Source organism: Comamonas aquatilis (genome assembly GCF_965139575.1).
Lineage (GTDB): Bacteria > Pseudomonadota > Gammaproteobacteria > Burkholderiales > Burkholderiaceae_C > Comamonas > Comamonas aquatilis.
Genome location: NZ_CBCSIW010000005.1, coordinates 99,007 through 117,182, shown reverse-complemented (window position 1 = coordinate 117,182; position 18,176 = coordinate 99,007). Strand labels below are relative to the sequence as shown.

Annotated in this window: 15 protein-coding genes, 1 tRNA gene and 1 pseudogene; 8 read left to right on the top strand and 9 right to left on the bottom strand. The window is 55.2% G+C overall.

Going from position 1 to position 18,176, the window contains the following annotated elements:
• Window positions 1-153: 153 nt before the first annotated feature.
• Together ACNAZA_RS09065 and ACNAZA_RS09060 are read right to left on the bottom strand one after the other, a co-directional pair.
• Window positions 154-230: transfer RNA gene (locus ACNAZA_RS09065), tRNA-Arg, on the bottom strand.
• Window positions 231-359: 129 nt separating this feature from the next.
• The gene (locus tag ACNAZA_RS09060) at window positions 360-614 is read right to left on the bottom strand and encodes a putative hemolysin (RefSeq protein WP_415796230.1); all 255 of its coding nucleotides are present in this window, start codon (window positions 612-614) and stop codon (window positions 360-362) included.
• Between the two features lie 201 nt (window positions 615-815).
• On the opposite strand from ACNAZA_RS09060, the gene ACNAZA_RS09055 reads away from it, so the two are divergent.
• On the top strand, window positions 816-1,124 hold the full coding sequence (locus tag ACNAZA_RS09055) for a hypothetical protein (RefSeq protein WP_120967357.1): 309 nt from the start codon (window positions 816-818) through the stop codon (window positions 1,122-1,124).
• A gap of 181 nt (window positions 1,125-1,305) precedes the next feature.
• Window positions 1,306-1,998 carry an alpha/beta hydrolase gene (locus ACNAZA_RS09050; protein ID WP_415796229.1) on the top strand — a complete coding sequence of 231 codons (693 nt, stop codon included), beginning with the start codon at window positions 1,306-1,308 and terminating at the stop codon, window positions 1,996-1,998.
• Between the two features lie 77 nt (window positions 1,999-2,075).
• Here the strand turns inward: ACNAZA_RS09050 and ACNAZA_RS09045 are convergent, their stop codons facing one another.
• The gene (locus ACNAZA_RS09045) at window positions 2,076-2,435 is read right to left on the bottom strand and encodes a hypothetical protein (protein ID WP_415796227.1); all 360 of its coding nucleotides are present in this window, start codon (window positions 2,433-2,435) and stop codon (window positions 2,076-2,078) included.
• A gap of 413 nt (window positions 2,436-2,848) precedes the next feature.
• Between ACNAZA_RS09045 and ACNAZA_RS09040 the strand changes: the two genes are divergently transcribed.
• Window positions 2,849-6,004 carry a multidrug efflux RND transporter permease subunit gene (locus tag ACNAZA_RS09040; protein ID WP_415796226.1) on the top strand — a complete coding sequence of 1,052 codons (3,156 nt, stop codon included), beginning with the start codon at window positions 2,849-2,851 and terminating at the stop codon, window positions 6,002-6,004.
• 589 nt (window positions 6,005-6,593) lie between these two features.
• Here the strand turns inward: ACNAZA_RS09040 and ACNAZA_RS09035 are convergent.
• Window positions 6,594-6,869, bottom strand: coding sequence for a hypothetical protein (locus tag ACNAZA_RS09035; RefSeq protein WP_415796224.1), 276 nt, complete (start codon window positions 6,867-6,869; stop codon window positions 6,594-6,596).
• A gap of 377 nt (window positions 6,870-7,246) precedes the next feature.
• On the bottom strand, window positions 7,247-7,480 hold the full coding sequence (locus ACNAZA_RS09030) for a putative hemolysin (RefSeq protein ID WP_415796222.1): 234 nt from the start codon (window positions 7,478-7,480) through the stop codon (window positions 7,247-7,249).
• 103 nt (window positions 7,481-7,583) lie between these two features.
• On the opposite strand from ACNAZA_RS09030, the gene ACNAZA_RS09025 reads away from it, so the two are divergent.
• The 3 genes from ACNAZA_RS09025 (at window position 7,584) to ACNAZA_RS09015 (ending at window position 11,743) form a co-directional block, all read left to right on the top strand.
• Window positions 7,584-7,919: a hypothetical protein gene (locus ACNAZA_RS09025; protein ID WP_415796220.1), complete on the top strand. Its 336-nt coding sequence runs from the start codon at window positions 7,584-7,586 to the stop codon at window positions 7,917-7,919.
• Between the two features lie 148 nt (window positions 7,920-8,067).
• On the top strand, window positions 8,068-9,405 hold the full coding sequence (gene potE / locus ACNAZA_RS09020; protein ID WP_415796218.1) for a putrescine-ornithine antiporter: 1,338 nt from the start codon (window positions 8,068-8,070) through the stop codon (window positions 9,403-9,405).
• A gap of 49 nt (window positions 9,406-9,454) precedes the next feature.
• Window positions 9,455-11,743, top strand: a complete 2,289-nt coding sequence (locus ACNAZA_RS09015) for an Orn/Lys/Arg family decarboxylase (protein ID WP_415796216.1) — start codon at window positions 9,455-9,457, stop codon at window positions 11,741-11,743.
• Between the two features lie 182 nt (window positions 11,744-11,925).
• Here ACNAZA_RS09015 and ACNAZA_RS09010 read toward each other — a convergent pair whose 3' ends face one another.
• The 3 genes from ACNAZA_RS09010 to ACNAZA_RS09000 all read right to left on the bottom strand — a co-directional run bounded on the left by ACNAZA_RS09010 (window position 11,926) and on the right by ACNAZA_RS09000 (window position 15,277).
• Complete coding sequence (locus ACNAZA_RS09010; protein WP_415796214.1) at window positions 11,926-12,921, bottom strand: porin; 996 nt, start codon at window positions 12,919-12,921, stop codon at window positions 11,926-11,928.
• A 398-nt stretch (window positions 12,922-13,319) separates the two neighbouring features.
• Window positions 13,320-14,327, bottom strand: coding sequence for a GGDEF domain-containing protein (locus tag ACNAZA_RS09005; RefSeq protein ID WP_415796212.1), 1,008 nt, complete (start codon window positions 14,325-14,327; stop codon window positions 13,320-13,322).
• A gap of 527 nt (window positions 14,328-14,854) precedes the next feature.
• Window positions 14,855-15,277 carry a DUF5990 family protein gene (locus ACNAZA_RS09000; protein ID WP_415796392.1) on the bottom strand — a complete coding sequence of 141 codons (423 nt, stop codon included), beginning with the start codon at window positions 15,275-15,277 and terminating at the stop codon, window positions 14,855-14,857.
• A 260-nt stretch (window positions 15,278-15,537) separates the two neighbouring features.
• Between ACNAZA_RS09000 and ACNAZA_RS08995 the strand changes: the two are divergent.
• A pseudogene (locus tag ACNAZA_RS08995) lies at window positions 15,538-15,733 on the top strand (transposase); the annotation flags it as partial.
• Window position 15,734: 1 nt separating this feature from the next.
• On the top strand, window positions 15,735-16,626 hold an 892-nt coding region (locus tag ACNAZA_RS08990), incomplete at its 5' end, for an IS3 family transposase (protein WP_415796210.1).
• 707 nt (window positions 16,627-17,333) lie between these two features.
• On the opposite strand, the gene ACNAZA_RS08985 is transcribed toward ACNAZA_RS08990, so the two are convergent.
• Entirely contained in the window at window positions 17,334-18,086 is a 753-nt protein-coding gene (locus ACNAZA_RS08985; RefSeq protein WP_415796208.1) for an IclR family transcriptional regulator, read from the bottom strand.
• Window positions 18,087-18,176: the final 90 nt, after the last annotated feature.

Sequence of the window (18,176 nt, the reverse complement as noted above, 5' to 3'; positions counted from 1 at the left end):
CGGCATGGAGCCGAGTGAAGGCCGCAACATAGGGAATTTCCGCTCGGCATTGGGCTCGGCAATTCCGTGTTGACAGACCCGAAAGGCTGGCTAAGCGTCCAGTTTTGCGGAGCAAAGACTATTTCAAATAGTCTCGCAAGCTATTGATTTTATTGGCCTGCCCGACAGGGATCGAACCTGTGACCCACAGCTTAGAAGGCTGTTGCTCTATCCAACTGAGCTACGGGCAGATATTTGATTCATTTGGGGGTGCGATTGCTCGAACACCTGAATCAGGCTGCAGATGCGGGGTGCTCCGCATGAGCCCAAAGACGCGTTTTTATAGCGCCCCGACATTATGCACGGCAATGCTCTGTACTTTACCGAACAGAGCCTGGTTGCGGATGATCACGCCGAAAAAGCGTCCATTCTTCGATCTGCGTGCCATCAGGCAGATGACAGATTCCCACCTGCCCAGCCGCGTGTGACTCCATCACCGATTTACCGCCCAGCTTTGCGCAATACACCGATGCAGGATTGGCCATGCCAAGTGCAGGCGAAGCAGGCTCGGGGGCTGCGCAGGCAGATAGTCCTGCTGCTGCAGCGAGGGTGACGATGGGCTTGATGTGCTTCATGCCGCCATGGTACAGGCTGGAAATGTCGCGCCGCGCGCTTTAATACCCTATTTTACCTTGCCCAAAACCTTCATGTACGTTGAACCAGTCGGCTAGGTCATCCCCTTGATACTCATACGGATTCCCCTGAGAAATAGGAGAACAACTCACCAAGGTCTATGCTGTTTAGTTGCACACTTAGCAACATAAACGGGGGTTGATATGGACCACAATTCGCCACCGACACCGGTCGTCAGCGTCATCTGGTTTCGCGAGACGGAATTCGAAGCCATGAAGCGTTTGATGGTTGACGGCAAGACCGCTTTTGGCTCGTATGAGGAGTGGCTGCAATCGGCCCGACTTGGAGAGCAACACCAGCGCCGTGCCGGGCACAAACTGATACGAGCCACCATCCACCCCAAAGAGTTCAAAAGTTGGTGCCAATCTCGCAATCTGAGCTTTGATGCGAACTCGCGAAAATTGTTTGCCGACTGGTATGCACAGGAAGAACTCCTGAGTACGCGGACATAGCGCGTTCATATTGAACTCTGGCAGATAAGCGCACAGCGTCAAATCAAACCTGACACTGCCCTCTCTATTCATCGACTTATATTGGCACGACTTTCACCGCTGCGAGCAGCACAAGGTACACCAGCAACCACCATTCTCAGTCGGTCGTTTTACATCCAGCCTTGAACGAGGAGTTAGTACGATGAGCAAGCCAACGGTCATATTGGTACATGGATTTTGGGGTGGTGCCGCCCATTGGGGCAAAGTCATTCTTGAACTCAAACGCCTGAGCTATGAAGACATACGCGCGGTAGAAAACCCATTGACTTCGCTGGCTGACGATGCAGAACGAACCTGCAAGATGATTGCGCAGGTCAGCGGCCCAGTGGTCTTGGTCGGACACTCCTATGGTGGAGCCGTCATCAGCGAAGCGGGCAATCTGCCCAATGTGGCAGCACTGGTCTTCATTGCTGCTTTCGCACCTGATGCAGGCGAGAGCCCTGGTGGCATCACGCAGCAACACCTGCCCATTGCAGCACCCAATTTGGTTCCGGACAGCGATGGTTACCTGTGGCTGAAGGTCGATAAATTTCAAGAGAGTTTTTGCCAGGATCTGACGACGGACGAAGCCTGCGTCATGGCGGCATGCCAGAAAGCGCCATTGGCAAGTACCTTCGGCGATACGGTCAGCGATCCAGCTTGGAAGCACAAGCCGTCCTGGTATCAGATCTCCAGTCAGGACCGCATGATTTCACCGGAAAACCAGGCTCGCATGTCCTCGCGCCTGAACGCGCGCAAGGTTGTCACACTGGACGCCAGCCACGCATCCCTTGCATCGCACCCGGCCGAGGTAGCCAAGCTGATTCATGAGGCAGCCACCACAAGCGCGGCCTGAAAAACCGCAAACTGCCTTTCTGCCGAAAAAGAGCCCACTTAGTGGGCTCTTTTCATTGGGGAGCAGCTACCAACTCGCTACTCGGCGCGAGCCCCCTCCATAAACAGATCTGCAATCGTGCTCCTCAAAGCAGCACCCGCGATACGTCCGCGCCGCTCGCAGTCCGTCAATCCAATGATGAGCCAGACAAGAGTGTCGTTCAGCGCTGCGGCACTGATGTCGATACGAAACACCCCGGCACGCTGACCACGCAAAAAGAAATCATCAATGGCTTCTTCATTGCGCTTCCAGTCTGCCGCCATCTCAGGGTCCAGCTCTGAATCGGCCTGCCAGTACTGTGTGATGAAGCTGACCAACTCCTTGTGCTTGAGATGAGATTCAATCAGACGATCAAGCCCTTGCTTGGGCTCTCCTGTCTCAAGCTGTGCGTCTTCCAAGCCGTCCGTCAAACGCCTTGAGCTATGCCGAAGCAAACGCAGTATGAGCTCTTCACGCGTACGACAAAACCTGTAGAGCGTGGCGCGACTCACGCCTACGGCCGCTGCCAGATCCTGGTAGGTACCGCGAGGGTTTTGAACCATGGCAACAGCCAATGCCGCCAAGGACTTGTCATCTTCGAGAGTCATCTGAGGAGTTATGAATTTCTTATGGGCTCCATTGTGCCTGTAAGACATAGCTGGAGACCACAAAGCGCCAAATGACATTTTAAAATATCAAATGAGACAAAAATGTATCATCAACATGCTTTTTTGTGAACACCAAAGGGATGAGGCTTAGTGCCCAGCCTTTGCACACGAAATTGTGCGGGCGCTATCGGGCGGCCGCACCACCTCTGTTCCAGTCCGTACCAATGTCGCGCTTCTTCATCAGTCGACCCAAGTTTGCCTGGGTCATTGCCATCTTTATCTGCCTTGCAGGCTTGCTGGCCATACCCAATCTCTCGGTTTCGCAGTTTCCCAATGTGGCCCCGCCTCAGATCTCCATCATGGCGTCGTACCCGGGAGCCTCGGCCCAAACCATTGCCGAGACGGTCACCAGCGTTATCGAAGAAGAACTGTCCGGCGCCAAAAATCTGCTGTACTTTGGCTCTTCAAGCTCCAGTGGCACGGCAGAACTGACCGTTACCTTCAAGCCAGGTACCGACCCTAACCTCGCACAGGTCGATGTGCAAAACCGCCTGAAGAACGCCGAAGTCAGAATGCCTGCTGCCGTTCGGCAACTGGGCCTGCAAGTCGAGCAAGCCAACGCAGGCTTTCTGCTGATCTATGCGCTCACGTTCAAAGACAAAGACTCCACCAAGGACGTTGTTGAACTCGCCGACTACGCGACCCGCTATGTGAACAAGGAGATCCGCCGCCTGCCAGGCGTTGGCAAGGTGCAGTTCTTTAGCGCGGAACCGTCGATGCGGGTATGGGTCGATTCGACCAAATTGCTCGGATACGGCCTGTCCATTGCCGATGTCAGCGCCGCCATTCAGGCACAAAACATCCAGGTGCCTGCCGGTAGCTTCGGTAGCCGCCCCAGCGCGACCGATCAGATGTTGACGGCAACGTTGACCATGCAAGGCACCAAGCGTAGCCCCGAGGAGTTTGGACACATAGTTCTGCGCGCCAACGCAGACGGCTCCTCTGTTCGCCTGGCCGATGTTGCGCGCATGGAAAGCAATCTCCAGGATTTCAGCTTTGAGTCACGCCTGGATGGCAAACGCGCCGTAGCCGGTGCCGTGTTGCTGGCCCCAGGCGCCAATGCAATAGCCACGGCCTCGGCTGTGAAGCAAAAGTTGCAGGAGTTGAGCTCCAATTTTCCGCAAGACGTCACTTTCGCAATTCCTTACGATACCTCGCTGTTCGTGGAAGTAGCGATCAAGAAAGTGGTTGCCACCCTGCTGGAAGCCATTGTTCTGGTGTTCCTGGTGATGTGGCTGTTCTTGCAAAATATTCGCTACACGCTCATACCGACGATTGTGGTGCCCGTGTGCTTGATGGGCACCTTTGCCGTGATGTATGGTTTGGGCTTCTCGGTCAACATGATGACCATGTTTGGCATGGTGCTGGCCATCGGCATTCTGGTGGATGACGCCATCGTGGTCGTCGAGAACGTGGAGCGCCTGATGGTTGAGGAAGGGCTCTCGCCGCGCGATGCGACGGTCAAGGCCATGCAACAGGTGTCTGGCGCCATTGTGGGCATTACGCTGGTGCTTATCGCCGTATTCCTTCCCCTGGGTTTTATGTCCGGATCGGTGGGGATCATTTATCAGCAGTTCGCACTGGCTTTGGCGGTATCCATTCTTTTTTCCGGATTCCTGGCACTGACGCTCACCCCCGCCTTGTGCGCGACCTTGCTCAAACCCATTCCCAAAGGCCACCACGAAGAAAAGCGTGGATTTTTCGGATGGTTCAATCGCTTCTTTGCCCGCCTGACTCAGCGATTTGATGCCTTGAATCAGAAAATGGTGCGCAAGACCGGGCGCTATGTGGCGGTGTACGCCGCACTCGTCGCCATTCTGGCGGCTTCCTATCTGCAACTGCCCGAAGCCTTTGTACCCAACGAAGACCAAGGCTATGCCATTGTTGACGTGCAACTGCCTTCTAACGCGACGTACAGCCGTACCGAAGCGGTGGTGTCGGAGCTGGAGAGCTACCTGGCATCGCGAGATGCGGTGGAGCAGACCATCACCATCGTGGGATGGAGTTTTGCGGGCAGCGGAGAAAATGCGGCGATCTCGTTTCCAACGCTCAAGGACTGGTCTCAACGCGGACCGGACCAAGCGGTTGATGTCGAAACGGCTTTGCTGAACGAAACCCTGGGCACACACAATGGCGCGCAGGTCATGGCAATCAACCCACCGCCCATCGAAGGCCTTGGCAACGCAGGAGGCTTTGCTCTGCGGCTGCAAGACCGTGGCGGGGTGGGCCTTGCCACCTTGAGCGAGGCACGCGACAAGCTTCTGACTCAGCTGAGAGAATCCCCATCCATTGCCTATGCCATGGTGGAAGGGCTGCCGAACTCGTCACAACTCAACATCCAGATAGACCGCGATAAGGCCGAGGCGCAAGGCGTGCGCTTTGATGCCATCAGCAATGCGATTTCGACTTCCTACGGGTCGGCCATCGTCGGCGACTACGTCAACAAAGGCCGCCTGGAGCGCGTCGTCGTGCAATCGCAGCCCATGGATCGATCCAACCCTGATGACCTGCTTGCCATGCGTGTGCCCAATGCTTCGGGCGAACAAGTGCCATTGAGTGCATTTGCCACGGTGCGTTGGGTAGATGGGCCATCCCAGATTTCTCGTTACAACGGTTATCTGTCCTTCAGCATCAGCGGCGACGTCAACCCTGGATACAGCAGCGGCCAAGCGATGGAAACCGTAGAGGCAATCATCAAGGAGTTACCGCGCGGCGTGGGATATGAATGGACCGGACTGTCCTACCAGCAACGTCAGGCAGGTGCACAAGCTCCCCTGCTGTTTGCGCTGGCCATTCTGACCGTGTTTCTGGTGCTGGTTGCGCTCTATGAAAGCTGGACTATTCCGATTTCCGTGATGCTCATCGTGCCTATCGGTGCCCTGGGTTCTGTGGCGGCCATGCTGGTGGTCAACTTGCTGCCCTTGAGCGCCTCAATGGCGAACGACGTCTACTTCAAGGTGGGGCTGATTGCCATTGTCGGTCTGGCCGCGAAGAATGCCATTTTGATTGTGGAGTTTGCCAAAAGTCTCAGAGAGTCAGGCGCAAGCTTGATAGAGGCCGCAACCGAGGCTGCAAAGCTTCGCTTCCGCCCGATTGTGATGACCTCTCTGGCATTTATTCTGAGTGTTGTTCCACTGGTTCTGGCCTCAGGTGCCGGCGCTGCCAGCCAGCGCTCGCTAGGCACCGGCGTCATCGGCGGCATGCTGGCGGCCACGGTGGTGGGCGTGATCTTTGTGCCGGTTTTCTACGTCGCAGTCATTTCCCTTTGGGAGCACAAAGTACGCATAGCCAAGCCCAAAGATGGGCAGGCCGATCAATAAAAAAGCCAATTAGGTACAGCAAGCCTGCCACTGCGCAGGCTTGCTCTTTTGGTAATGCCAGCTACTTCAGCGGGCCCGGACTTGGCACCGGATTGGCAGGAGCTGGTTCCGCACTCGGCACTGGCGACCCGGGCACCGAATGAGGCGTCTCTACACCGATGCTCGCTGGCGCTGAAGGCTGCATTTTGGGCTTTGGCGTCCTGTCATCGCATGCGCCCAAAGCTACGGTGACGGTGAGCAGTACAAGAGTGGACAACGATTTCATGATGTTCTCCTTCGTGAAAACACTTCATGTTAGAGCGGGCAGACCCACAACCTCACCGAGCTGTTGCTGCATTCATATCTGGTTTCGTTTTTATACATAAGCATGAGACCGCAACCAGGGAATGTGCGATTTCCCTAACGAATGCCAGAACTCGATTGCTTGAGCTGGGAATACCGTGACTCTTTGTGAGAAATACCAAAAGTTCCATATCAACCGTAATCACACTGCTACGTCGTGAGCAGTTGCATCACAAAATTCAGTCTTGCACCTCCCTCTCCTACACAGGGGACTTTCAGAACTGGGGGACTATAGATTCACAGCAAGTCATCCAGGCTTGCTGTTCACCCAACTGAAGGAGTAGTAGCTATGCAGCAACAAAACAACCCACAGAACCAAGTGAACCAGCAAGGCCAGAACCCTGCAAAACAGCCGGGTCAGCAGCACCAGCAGCAAAACCCAAACACCCAACAGCCCGGCCAGAAGCAGCAGCCGGGCCAACAACCACAGCAGCAAAAGTAAGCAGCCACCCAGTGCTTGATGCGGCTCACCCAGCTGAACATCCGCTGTCACAGCGGCAGTACCGCAGCCTGCATTGGCCACTCCAGATGGGGCAAGCCATCAAGAGTCCGAACTTTGAACAACAGCAGTGCAAGTGCAATAAGCGGCAATTAGGGGAAGAGATGAAGCCCCTGCCAAACACTCAAATGCATTGATTGATTGGGTCGCAGGAATTCGTTGATACGCCCCATATATGGCCCGCCTTGTGCGGGCCTTTTTGTGAAACGATCACATTCAGCCCTTGATTCAAAAAAATCAAGGTATCTCGCAGAAAGCTCAAGCCATCGTCCTTCTGCCCATTCATCGAATAAGCCTGCAAGCAGCTGCCGAAGGCTGCGCAAGATTGGCTGTATTTGAGGCGCGCTGCCGAATAACTAGCGAAGATATCCGGCTGAAACCAGGACGATTTTCCCCGCTGATTACTTGGCAGGCGGAGCATTGCGATCCGATACCCACTCTTGGAAAGCCGAGCCGTCCGACAAGACACAGGTACGAAATTCACCGCCCTGCCCCTTCTCGGTACGCAGTTTGCCGCCTTGTTTGCTGCAATGATTCTCGGCCGGATTGCCCATGCTGAACGTAACGGCCTGAGAACAGCCGTTGAGACTCAGCACAGCAATCGCGATCCCTATGGCTCCTAGTGCTTTTTTCATGCACTCAATGTATCAAAGCCACGCTTGCCACGGAGCAGGCTTTTTTCTTTCTGGCTTACTGCAGTAGCACTTGAACTAGAGATCGCTCAAAGCTTGGTCGCCAATGCCACCAGATTTCTACCCTGACCTTTGCCGCATACAAAGCCATGTCGACACGGCGCAGCAGATCAACCGCTTCTCGCTGCTCTCCACCCCTCACCTGGCAATCCAGCTGGCGATGCCCGGCCGCCGGGTCGATTCAACCCTTGATACGTCATCACACTATTTTCCTGCACTGGTAATGAAATCTGAGTCAAGTGAAATTTCAACTAATCGGCAAAAAACCTCGAAGAAAATGTCAATTCTTGAAAAGCAGTTGTACTTTGATAGATTGACTTCAGTGTATTCCGCACTAGGGAAATCAAAATTTTTACGGAAACCGTTTGATTTCAAGCAATAAAGGCATCAATAAGGCTTCTTATCTTTGAACGTCTTACCGCCATGCCTGAAGAGACGCAGATACTTAGGCACGATCCACAGATCGCCACTCAGCTCCGCTTTATCTAAAACCCACCAGGTTTTTTCAACTGAGGTCCAAGAGGTGAAAAATGACACAAGGCAAAAAAATGACGGTGGTGCAGCTCACCATGCTCACCGTAGTCAATATGTTGGGGTCCGGTATTGTGCTGTTACCCACCAAGTTGGCAGAAGTCGGGGCGATCTCCATTCTGTCTTGGCTGGTGACTGCCACCGGCTCCTTGGCTTTGGCCTATTGTTTTGCCCAATGCGGCATGCTGAGCCGCAAATCTGGAGGCATGGGCGGCTACGCTGAATACGCGTTTGGCCGCTCCGGCAACTACCTGGTGAATTACACCTACGGAGCCTCACTGTTGATTGCCAATGTCGCCATCGGCATCACGGCCGTTGGCTATATGGCTGAGCTTTTCGGCATGAAACTCAGCCCCATGGGGGTTGGCTTGACGACGATCGCTCTGCTGTGGATCACGACATTCGCTAACTTCGGCGGCGCTGGCATCACCGGCAAGATCGGCAGTGTCACCGTCTGGGGCGTGATCTTGCCGGTAGTGGGCGTCTCCACCTTTGGTTGGTTCTGGTTCAGTCCAAGCACCTATGCCGAAGCCTGGAATCCTCATGGCTTGTCATACTTCCAGGCTGCCAGCTCCTCGGTGGCCATCACGCTATGGGCTTTTCTAGGCATGGAGTCGGCCTGCGCCAACTCTGATGCCGTTGAAAACCCCGAGAAAAACGTACCAATCGCTGTGCTTGGCGGCACGATCGGCGCCGCCGTGATCTACATCGCCTCGACCAACGTCATGGCCGGCATTGTTTCCAACCCTGAGCTCGCGGCCTCCACGGCGCCATTTGGTCTGGTGTTTGCCCACATGTTTACGCCACTGGTCGGACAAATCATCATGGGTCTGATGGTGCTGGCCTGCATTGGTTCTCTACTGGGCTGGCAGTTCACCATCGCCCAAGTGTTCAAAAGCTCGGCCGACACGGGCTACTTTCTGCCCATTTTTGCCAAGGTCAACAAAGCCGGTACCCCTATCGTTGCCATGCTGATTTTGCTGGCCGCCCAGACCGGCCTAGCCTTGCTGACCATCAGCCCCGATCTCACCAAGCAATTCGACACACTGACGAACTTGGCTGTGGTCACCAATCTCGTGCCTTACGTGTTGTCCATGGCTGCCTTGATGACCATCCAGAAGGTGGCCGGTGTAGAGCCTCGCAAGGCCTTGTTCGTCAACATTGTCTCGTGGGTCGCTGCGGCATACAGCTATCTGGCACTTTACAGCTCAGGCTCCGAAGCCCTACTGCTTGGCGGCGTGGCAACCATCTTCGGCTTCACTCTCTACGGCTTTGTCAGCACCCGCATGCTGCGTTTAGACAAAGAACGTGCAGATGCAGCTGGCAAGCTCGCTTGAATCGATTTCAGCCCTTTCCATCCTTAATCCACTGTAACGGAGCCTGACTATGTATTTCAAAGCATTGGACTATCCGGTCGTCATCATCGACAACGAGTATGAATCTCCCCGTCTGCGCGGCACCATCATTCGCGCCCTAGCGGAAGAGCTGGAAAATTCCAACCAACGCGTAATGGCGAACCTCACGCTGGACGACGCGCTGGTGGCAACACGTACCTATCTGGCGGCCTCGGCCGTGCTGATTTCCATTGATGCAGAGCGAGATGCTGCTGAGCAGTTTGAGCAAATTCAGCAACTTCTGGAACAAAATCTGGCACGCCATCCTCAGCTGCCGGTGTTTTTCTACGGCGAGCGCGGGTCTGTAGAAAAAGTGCCAACCAATCTAGTGAAGTATGCCCGTGGCTATTTCTATCTGTTCGAGGACACCAAGGCCTTCATCGCACGCCAGGTCATACGTACCGCCGAAGAGTACATGGAGCATTTGCTGCCGCCTTTCTTCAAGGCGCTGATCAAGCACACAGCCAAATCCAATTACTCTTGGTATACACCTGGTCACGCTGGTGGCGTGGCTTTTACCAAGTCCTCGGTAGGACGCGCCTTTCACCAGTATTTTGGCGAGAACACGCTGCGCAGCGATTTGTCGATTTCTGTACCTGAGTTAGGTTCACTGCTGGACCACTCCGGCCCCATTCGTCAGGCAGAAACCGACGCAGCCAAGAACTTTGGCTCTGATCACACGTTCTTTGTCACCAACGGCACTTCGACGGCCAACAAAATCGTGTGGCATGGCACCGTGGCCCGTGGAGATGTGGTCTTTGTCGACCGCAACTGCCACAAGTCTCTGCTGCACTCGCTGATCATGACCGGTGCCATACCGGTGTATTTTTCGCCTAGCCGCAATGCCCACGGCATCATCGGCCCCATCAGCGAGGACCAGTTCTCGCCCAAGGCCATGCAGGCCAAGATTGCACAAAGTCCGCTGGCTGCCGAAGCCATGAAAAATGGTGCCAAGCTGCGCATTGCCGTGGTCACTAATTCCACTTATGACGGGCTTTGCTACAACGCCGAGAGCATTGCCAAGAAGATAGGCAACGCCGTTGATTTCCTGCATTTCGACGAAGCTTGGTATGCCTATGCGGCCTTCCACCCCTTCTACGAGCATTACTACGGCATGGCCAAGGGCAAGCCGCGCGAGCAGGACGCCATCGTCTTCACCACCCACTCAACCCACAAGCTGTTGGCGGCCTTCTCCCAGGCATCAATGGTTCATGTGCGCAACAGCCGCAAACACAAACTGGACATGGGGCGCTTCAATGAAGCCTTCATGATGCATACCTCGACCAGCCCTCTCTACCCGGTGATTGCCGCCTGTGATATCGCCTCGAAGATGATGGAAGGCCAGGCAGGCGTGTCGCTGATACAGGAGATGCACGATGAATCCTTTGCGTTTCGCCGTGCCATGCTCCAGATCGAATCCGACCTGGACAAAAAGGACTGGTGGTTCAAAGTCTGGCAGCCAGAGATCGTGGCCAAGAATCTGCAAAAGACCTCTACCCCTATCCCACCTGCTCAGCCCAAAGACTGGCAGTTGCGTCCCGATGGCAAATGGCATGGTTTTGACCAGTTGAGCGACAACTTTGTGATGATCGACCCTATCAAGGTCACGCTAACCATGCCGGGCCTGGAGATGGATGGACAAATGGGCGAGCAAGGCATTCCCGCCAGCGTGGTCAGCAAGTTCCTTTGGTCACGCGGCATCGTGGTGGAAAAGACCAACCTCTACTCGCTGCTGGTGCTGTTCTCCATGGGCATTACCAAGGGTAAATGGGGCACGCTAGTGGCCGAGCTCATGAGCTTCAAGCAGCACTATGCCGCCAACTCGCCGCTGAGCCTAGTACTGCCCGACCTGGTGGAAAGCCACCCGCAAGTCTATGCAGACACCGGCCTGCGCGATCTGTGCGACCGACTGCATAAGTTCAACCGCCAACACAACGTGCCCAAGGTCATGCGCGAAATGTATGTAGAGCAGCCCGATATGGCCATGATCCCCGCAGAAGCCTACAACCGGCTGGTTAAGGGCGAGGTCGAGAAAGTCGAGGTCAAGAAACTCAAGGGGCGTATTGCTGCGACCATGCTTGTACCCTACCCACCCGGCATTCCGCTGATCATGCCCGGGGAGCTTTACAACGAAAAGGCTGATGCCATCTTCAACTACCTGCGCATTGCTGAGGAGCAGGATGCTCAGATTCCGGGCTTTGAATCCGATGTCCACGGCCGGGAAGTAGAGATAGATGCCACAGGCCAGCGCCGTTATGTTGTGGAAGTACTCAAGCACTGAGCAGCCCACCCAATTCCAAGCCGCCAAAGGGCGGCTTTTTCTTGCCCACTAGCGCAGTGTTGCGGTCAAGTGTTTTCGGTCAACTTTGTAGAAGTTCCGATTTGATATGACGCATTTGAGTCTTGGGGGATCTGTTGACTCATTGAGGCGCCTCATCAGGGGCCGCCACTGAGTCAGCTCGCTCAAAAGAACTGACGTATGCCTACGGCGAAGGAATGAAAGCTGACACCGGGCTCGCCCGAGCGGTAGCTAGCCTGTGCGTCGTTATGTATGCGGGTGTAGAGCGTATAGACCTTGGTGCGCTGGCTGAAGTTGTAGTTATAGGCCAGGGTCCATTGCAGAGCTTGGCTCTCACTCAAGTGGTTGGCTGCGCTCGCGCGGCCAACATTGACATGGAGCTCGTTGGCCCCGGTGGTGTACATGGCCGCGACACGGGTGGTGCGGTGGCTGCCGCGTGTGGGGTCCACAGCATAGAGCACGGTATCCCAGTTGCGGCTGTGTTGATGGTAGCCCCCAAAGGTCCAGGCGCCGATGGTGTAGTTGGCGCGTAGCGTGGCCTGGCGCGAAGGCCCCCACTGGTCATAGCCCAGGCCAAGCGACCAGTCTCCTACATCGTATTGAGCGGCCAAGTCCCAGGCGTTCTTGGGTGGGGAGGCGGCTTTTTCGGGCAGGCTGGCACCGATCTCGACGGTCAACTGCCGCCAGCGAGGTAGGCGCCAGGAGACATGGTTCTTGCCATTGGACACATAAGCGTACAGGGCATCGGCCGATGCCCCCGTGTCGTAGTTGTGTGGGTTCACTCTGTCGGCGGTGGCGTAGTAGGCCTCGCTAATCATTGTGCCCAGGCGAAGCATGCCAAAGCGCCCGCTGAGGTTGACTTCGCTTTTGCGTCCAAAAAAACCGTTGCTGCTGATGGCACCGGTGTCCACCGCTACACCACCTTCAAGCACAAAGCCGGCGCGCAAATTTCCGCCCAGATCTTCTTCTCCGCGTAAGCCGAACAGCGAGTCGTTGTCGCGCAAACCGAAGACTGCTGGCTGGTCGCCGATCTTGACACGCTCTATCGAAGCGTTGATGCGGCCGTAGATTTGCAGCGATCCGGCTTGGGCCTGAGCGGCAGCTGCAGACAGGGAGGCGAGGCCTGTCAAAGCCAGTCGCCAGGCAGTAGGTGGATTCACAGAGGCTCCAGGACGCGTAATAGACGCACTGCTTTTAGTGTGCATGGCGGCCCCAAAAGTGACAAGTCGCAGCGGCGACGATGTCAGATGGACTAGGTAGACAACCCCGGTCGACCTACCTGGGGGCATTCCACTTGTGCTCTTGCATGATGCGTTCAACGCGGTGCTTGCCGCACACTTCAACAACTTCTAGCAAATCGCAAAATGAACCCACCCACAAGGGGTAACGTAGCGACTGGACGGTTTCCGAAACTACGGGGACAAGATCACAACTGATCCGTGCCATCCCCGCTGATAGCGTGGGCCGCGCACCTCCACACGTTTTGAAGTACGCAATAGCTTTTCCCAGGGGTGCACAAAAAATAATCTGAGCGGCATGAGTGAAAAATTCACTCATCTCATGCGGCATACAGTTGGTCCACAACGACTTGGTCCCGCCCTGATTGTTTGGCTTTATACAGTTGCTTATCGGCTGTGTTTACGACCTCACGGACATCAGCACCAGGCACAAGTGCCGCAATACCAAAGCTCATGGTGATACGCTGCCCCTGCGGTAAAACATATCCACCCTCGCTGACCTTTTCCCGGATTCGTTGAGCTACTCGCTCGGCATCTTCAAGATCCGAATTGGTCAGCAGCAGAACAAACTCCTCACCACCAAAGCGCGTTACCAGATCAGTGCTGCGCACACACTCAAGCATCGTGGCAGAAACCGCCTTAAGCACAATGTCGCCATACGCATGTCCCCACGTATCATTCACGCGCTTGAAATGATCAATATCTCCCACCAGAATCGAGACAGGCTGCAATCTACGATCAATGGCATGCCTTTCTGCAAGCTCCCAGAAAGCGCGCCTATTTAATAGGCCGGTGAGCACATCATGGTTACGCTCCTCCCTCAAAACGGCTATGCCATCTCTCATGGCAACGACGAGCAAAAGACCAGACAGAATCAAACTGAAAAGTAGTGAACCCAGCATCGTTGCCACCCAGTAGATGGAGGCAGTCATATCCTTGATCTCTGTGAAGCCCAGTATCAGCAACATAACTGGGCGCAACATGGTGTAGATGGCAAATACGGCGTATGACCAGTACAGCAGGGTCTCCAACCGGTCCTTGTTTGATCTCTTGAAAAAGATCGCTGGAAATGGCAAAAAATGGATGATGCCCAGCCCAATGTTCAGCCAGAGCGCTCTAACGGCAATGTTGTCCTGAACAACACTATTCTGGTAAAGGACGGCCTGCACCACCAGCCCGACAGCGGCTGCAATTTTGGGATAAGAGGGGACAGAAAATTTCTGCGCGATGCCCAAAGTACATAGCCAAGCCCCTATCAAATAAAGAGGGCCAGTGAAAATGGCCCACTTGGACAGATCAGTCTTAGGAAGCACGCTCTGCCAGCCCATTGCAAATCCAGTCAGCACCAATCCGCATGCTGTCGATAGCAAAAAAATCGAGCGACGCTGAAAAATCCAGCATAACCCTAGCAAGCAACCTATAGCAGCTATGCAAACAGGTGCTATCAACAAATAGAGCTGACTACTGCTAGGCATTCGGATTTTTATCAGTGATGGTCTGCTGATGCCGATGGCAAAACACTCCAAGCAAACGCTTTTCGTGACAAAAATGGAGGCTGCTGGAAACAAACTGAGATTTCGTGAATATGTTAACCACCGTAGCACTGGAAAGTTCATTTCCCAGAGATTTCTTCTGATAATTGAAACATATGCTCTATCTGAAACACCAGAGATTAGGCACACACCGCACTCCCCGATTTCATGTTTCAGCTTTGCTGATCGGCCAGAAACTGCACGGATGCTGTCTACCGCGAATCTCAGACCAACGCTGAACAATCGCCTGATCACCAACACCCCCGCCCGCCACCACAGGCTTTTCTCATTCTGGAAGAAAATCTGTAAGACCAGATTGATGGCTAGGCAACATCGTACGCAACACCCCAGACGACAGTATTCGGGTTCACAGAAGCGCACACTGGACCACCATCTCCCATCGTCCCGTGAACGCGGGCCTCAATGATCCCCCCAGTGTGCAGCACTGTCTCAACGACTTCCGGGGGAATAAGCGCGAGCTTCAGCTTGGCACGACGCGTCCAGCGCGAGCCAGACTGACCAGCAAGGGTGCCTGAGTTGATGTAAACAAACCGCTCTGAGGACGGGCCCTGCGCGAATTCACCCAAGAAGTTGACTGAGCCGGTCGAAAGCGGCAAACCCAGGCGAAGCGAGAACTCGAATCGAAGTGGCTCGTGCTGACCATTCAAAGGCTCGAGCAGATCCGATCTGCCGCGTTGTACTGCGAACCGAACTTCAGACGGAGCATCTACGACCAGGATTCGCATTCGGACGGAATGTGCGGAATTTGCTTGGCTCATGTGAACAACCGGTTGTCTAACGTCGGACTTCAGCGACTGCCGAAAGTCCTCCGCTGAGAAGAATAGAAGAAAGTGCCTCTCCGGGCAACGACACAAGACGCCAAGGGTGGCGGTCCTCAAAGTCATCAATCTGCAGTCATGCCGAAAGAGGCTGTCTTTGCGACGTCCCCCCGGATTTGAGTAGCAGATGCACTTGGAGTCCAATCCCAAACGACAGGAGATTGGACGTGAAAAAGCGATTTAGCGAAGAGCAGATCATTGGCTTCCTGAGGGAGGCTGAATCAGGGCTGCCGGTAGCGGAGTTGTGCCGCAGGCATAGCTTCTCGGAAGCCAGCTTACCTGTGGCGCAGCAAGTTCGGCGGCATGACGGTCTCGGATGCCAAACGACTCAAGGAGCTGGAAACCGAGAATGTTCGGCTCAAGNGCCTGCTGGCCGAAGCCATGCTGGAGAACGAGGTCACGAAAGAGGCCTTGAGAAAAAAGTGGTGAGCGCATCCGCACGGCGGGAGCTGGTGCGCCACATGAAAGGCCAAGGGCTAAGCGAACGACGCGCACTTCGCGTCATTGGCATGAGCCCCAGCGCCTACCGCTATCAGCCAGTGACGGATCGCAACTGCATTCTCAGGGAGAAGATCATCGCCTTGGCGCAACGTCATCGACGTTACGGCGCGGGCATGATCTATCTGAAGTTGCGCCAGGCTGGCGAGGTGGTGAACCACAAGCGAGTGGATCGCCTGTATGCCCAGGCGGGGCTGCAAGTGAAGAAGCGCAAGCGCAAAAAGATCGCACTGGCCGAGCGGCATCCCTTGGAGCGCCCGACGGAGGCCAACCAGGTGTGGTCCATGGACTTTGTGTTCGACCGCACGGCTGAAGGGCGCTGCATCAAGAACTTGACCGTGATTGATGATGCTACACACGAGGCGGTAGCTATCGTGGCGGAGCGTGCGTTGAGCGGCAACCAACTGGTGCGTATCTTGGAGCAGTTGGCCAATACACGGGGGTTGTCCAAGGCGATCAGAACCGACAACGGCAAGGAGTTCTGTGGCCGAGCAATGGTGAGTTGGGCGCATGTGCGTGGCGTGCAACTGTTCCTGATCGAGCCGGGCAAGCCTAACCAGAACGCCTATATCGAATCATTCAACGGGCGGTTCCGCGATGAATGCCTCAACGAGCATTGGTTCACCAGTCTGGCGCACGCTCGGGCGATCGTCGAAGCTTGGCGCCGGGAATACAACGAGGAGCGCCCCAAGAAGGTACTTGGCGGATTGACCCCTGCGGCCTATGCCCAGCGACTGATCCAAAACCATTTAAATTAACCCCGGACTCCAAAGCCAAGCGCTACTGAAAACGGGGGGACGTCGCCGGCAACGCGGCTCGGAGCATCCACGTTATTGAGAAATGTTTTGGGCAAGCCTACAGGCGATGGCTGCAGCTCTGTACCCTTTAGCACGGCTCCAGAAGGCAATCCTGGACATATGCGGATGCCAAGGCACTGTGTTTGATTGACTGGCTAGGTATGGGGCCGAAGCACCGTACCTGAGGTTCTCAAAAAACACAGCCGCACACCCATTCGCCCTTGGCTACCTGTTTTCCGTCCGTACCTCGGGCGCAACATTTTGTGGAGCGTCCTCGGAAGCTACAGCCTTGCGCTGAACCTTCTCGGCCTTCTTTTTTTTCTTCTCTAGCTCACGCTGTCGTTTTTCGAATTGGTAGTTTGGTTTTGGCACTGAGCGATTCCTTTTGTGGTCTATGTTCCTCACCATACCCCATGTACTTCACCCGAGAATCCTTACCTCCACCGGAAATGCTTCTTTGAGCGATGATCAGCCCAGCAAATGGGCATGCGTCAGGCCAAGCAGATAGAGGCATAGAGGCGTCCCAACAGAAGTTCTCTTGACCATGCTGCAGTGACGTATCCATTACCTTGACCTACGCGCATGCATGGGAGGTCGCTACAGTTAGCAGTGACCTGCCCGGCTTTTACAAGGCAATGGTTAGCCCGGGGTTTGGCTGCAGCACTTGCTCAGTCATGCACAAGCTGTCGCGACAGAAAGCTGCAACTGGCGACCAGCAGTTGCGCCATTTCAGCGATATTGTTCTCCAGACGATGCTGTGGACCGGCCACCGCCACGGCCAGGGGTTCGTTGTGGACGTTGATAAAGGCTGCTATTGCCCAGACATCGCTCACGTTCTCCCCACGCGTGACGAAGTAGCCCTGCTTGCGGCTGTCCAGCACGTCCTGCACCAGCACCTCATGCTCTACCTTGGTTGCTGTGGTGATTGCCTGGAGCCTGCGCTCTTTCAGCCAAGTGCGCAGCTCGGCCTCTTTGAGGCTGCCCAACAGCGCTTTGCCGATGGAGCTGGAATGCAGAGGCTTGAATTCCCCCGGCTTGGCCGAGTAGCGAATGGCATGCAGCCCTTCCACCACCTGCAGATAGATCACCGAATCCGCCTGACGCTTGCCCAGAATGATGGTCTCGCGCGTGGCGTCGCGCAGGCGCTCCAGCACCGGCGTAGCGCGTTCCACCAACGGATCTTTGGCACAGATGTCTCGCATCACATCCAACATGCGCCGCGTCGGGTATAGCGCCCGAGGTCGGCTGAGCGTGTAGAGGTAGCCACGCGCAATCAGCGTGCTGACGATGGCGTGGCAAGTGCTCTTGGGAATGTTGGCCGCCTCCGCCAGCTCCGTCAGGGACAGCGGCGTCTGTCCGCTTTGAAAGACTTCATAGATATCGATCATGCGATCGAGCGACGTGACGGTCGTTGCTGTCATGTTTTCCCTTTTCATGGGGGCAAGCGAGAACGGAAATTCAGCCAGCTGAACAAATTGCACAGCAATGAGATCAATCATGCGGCATTTCCC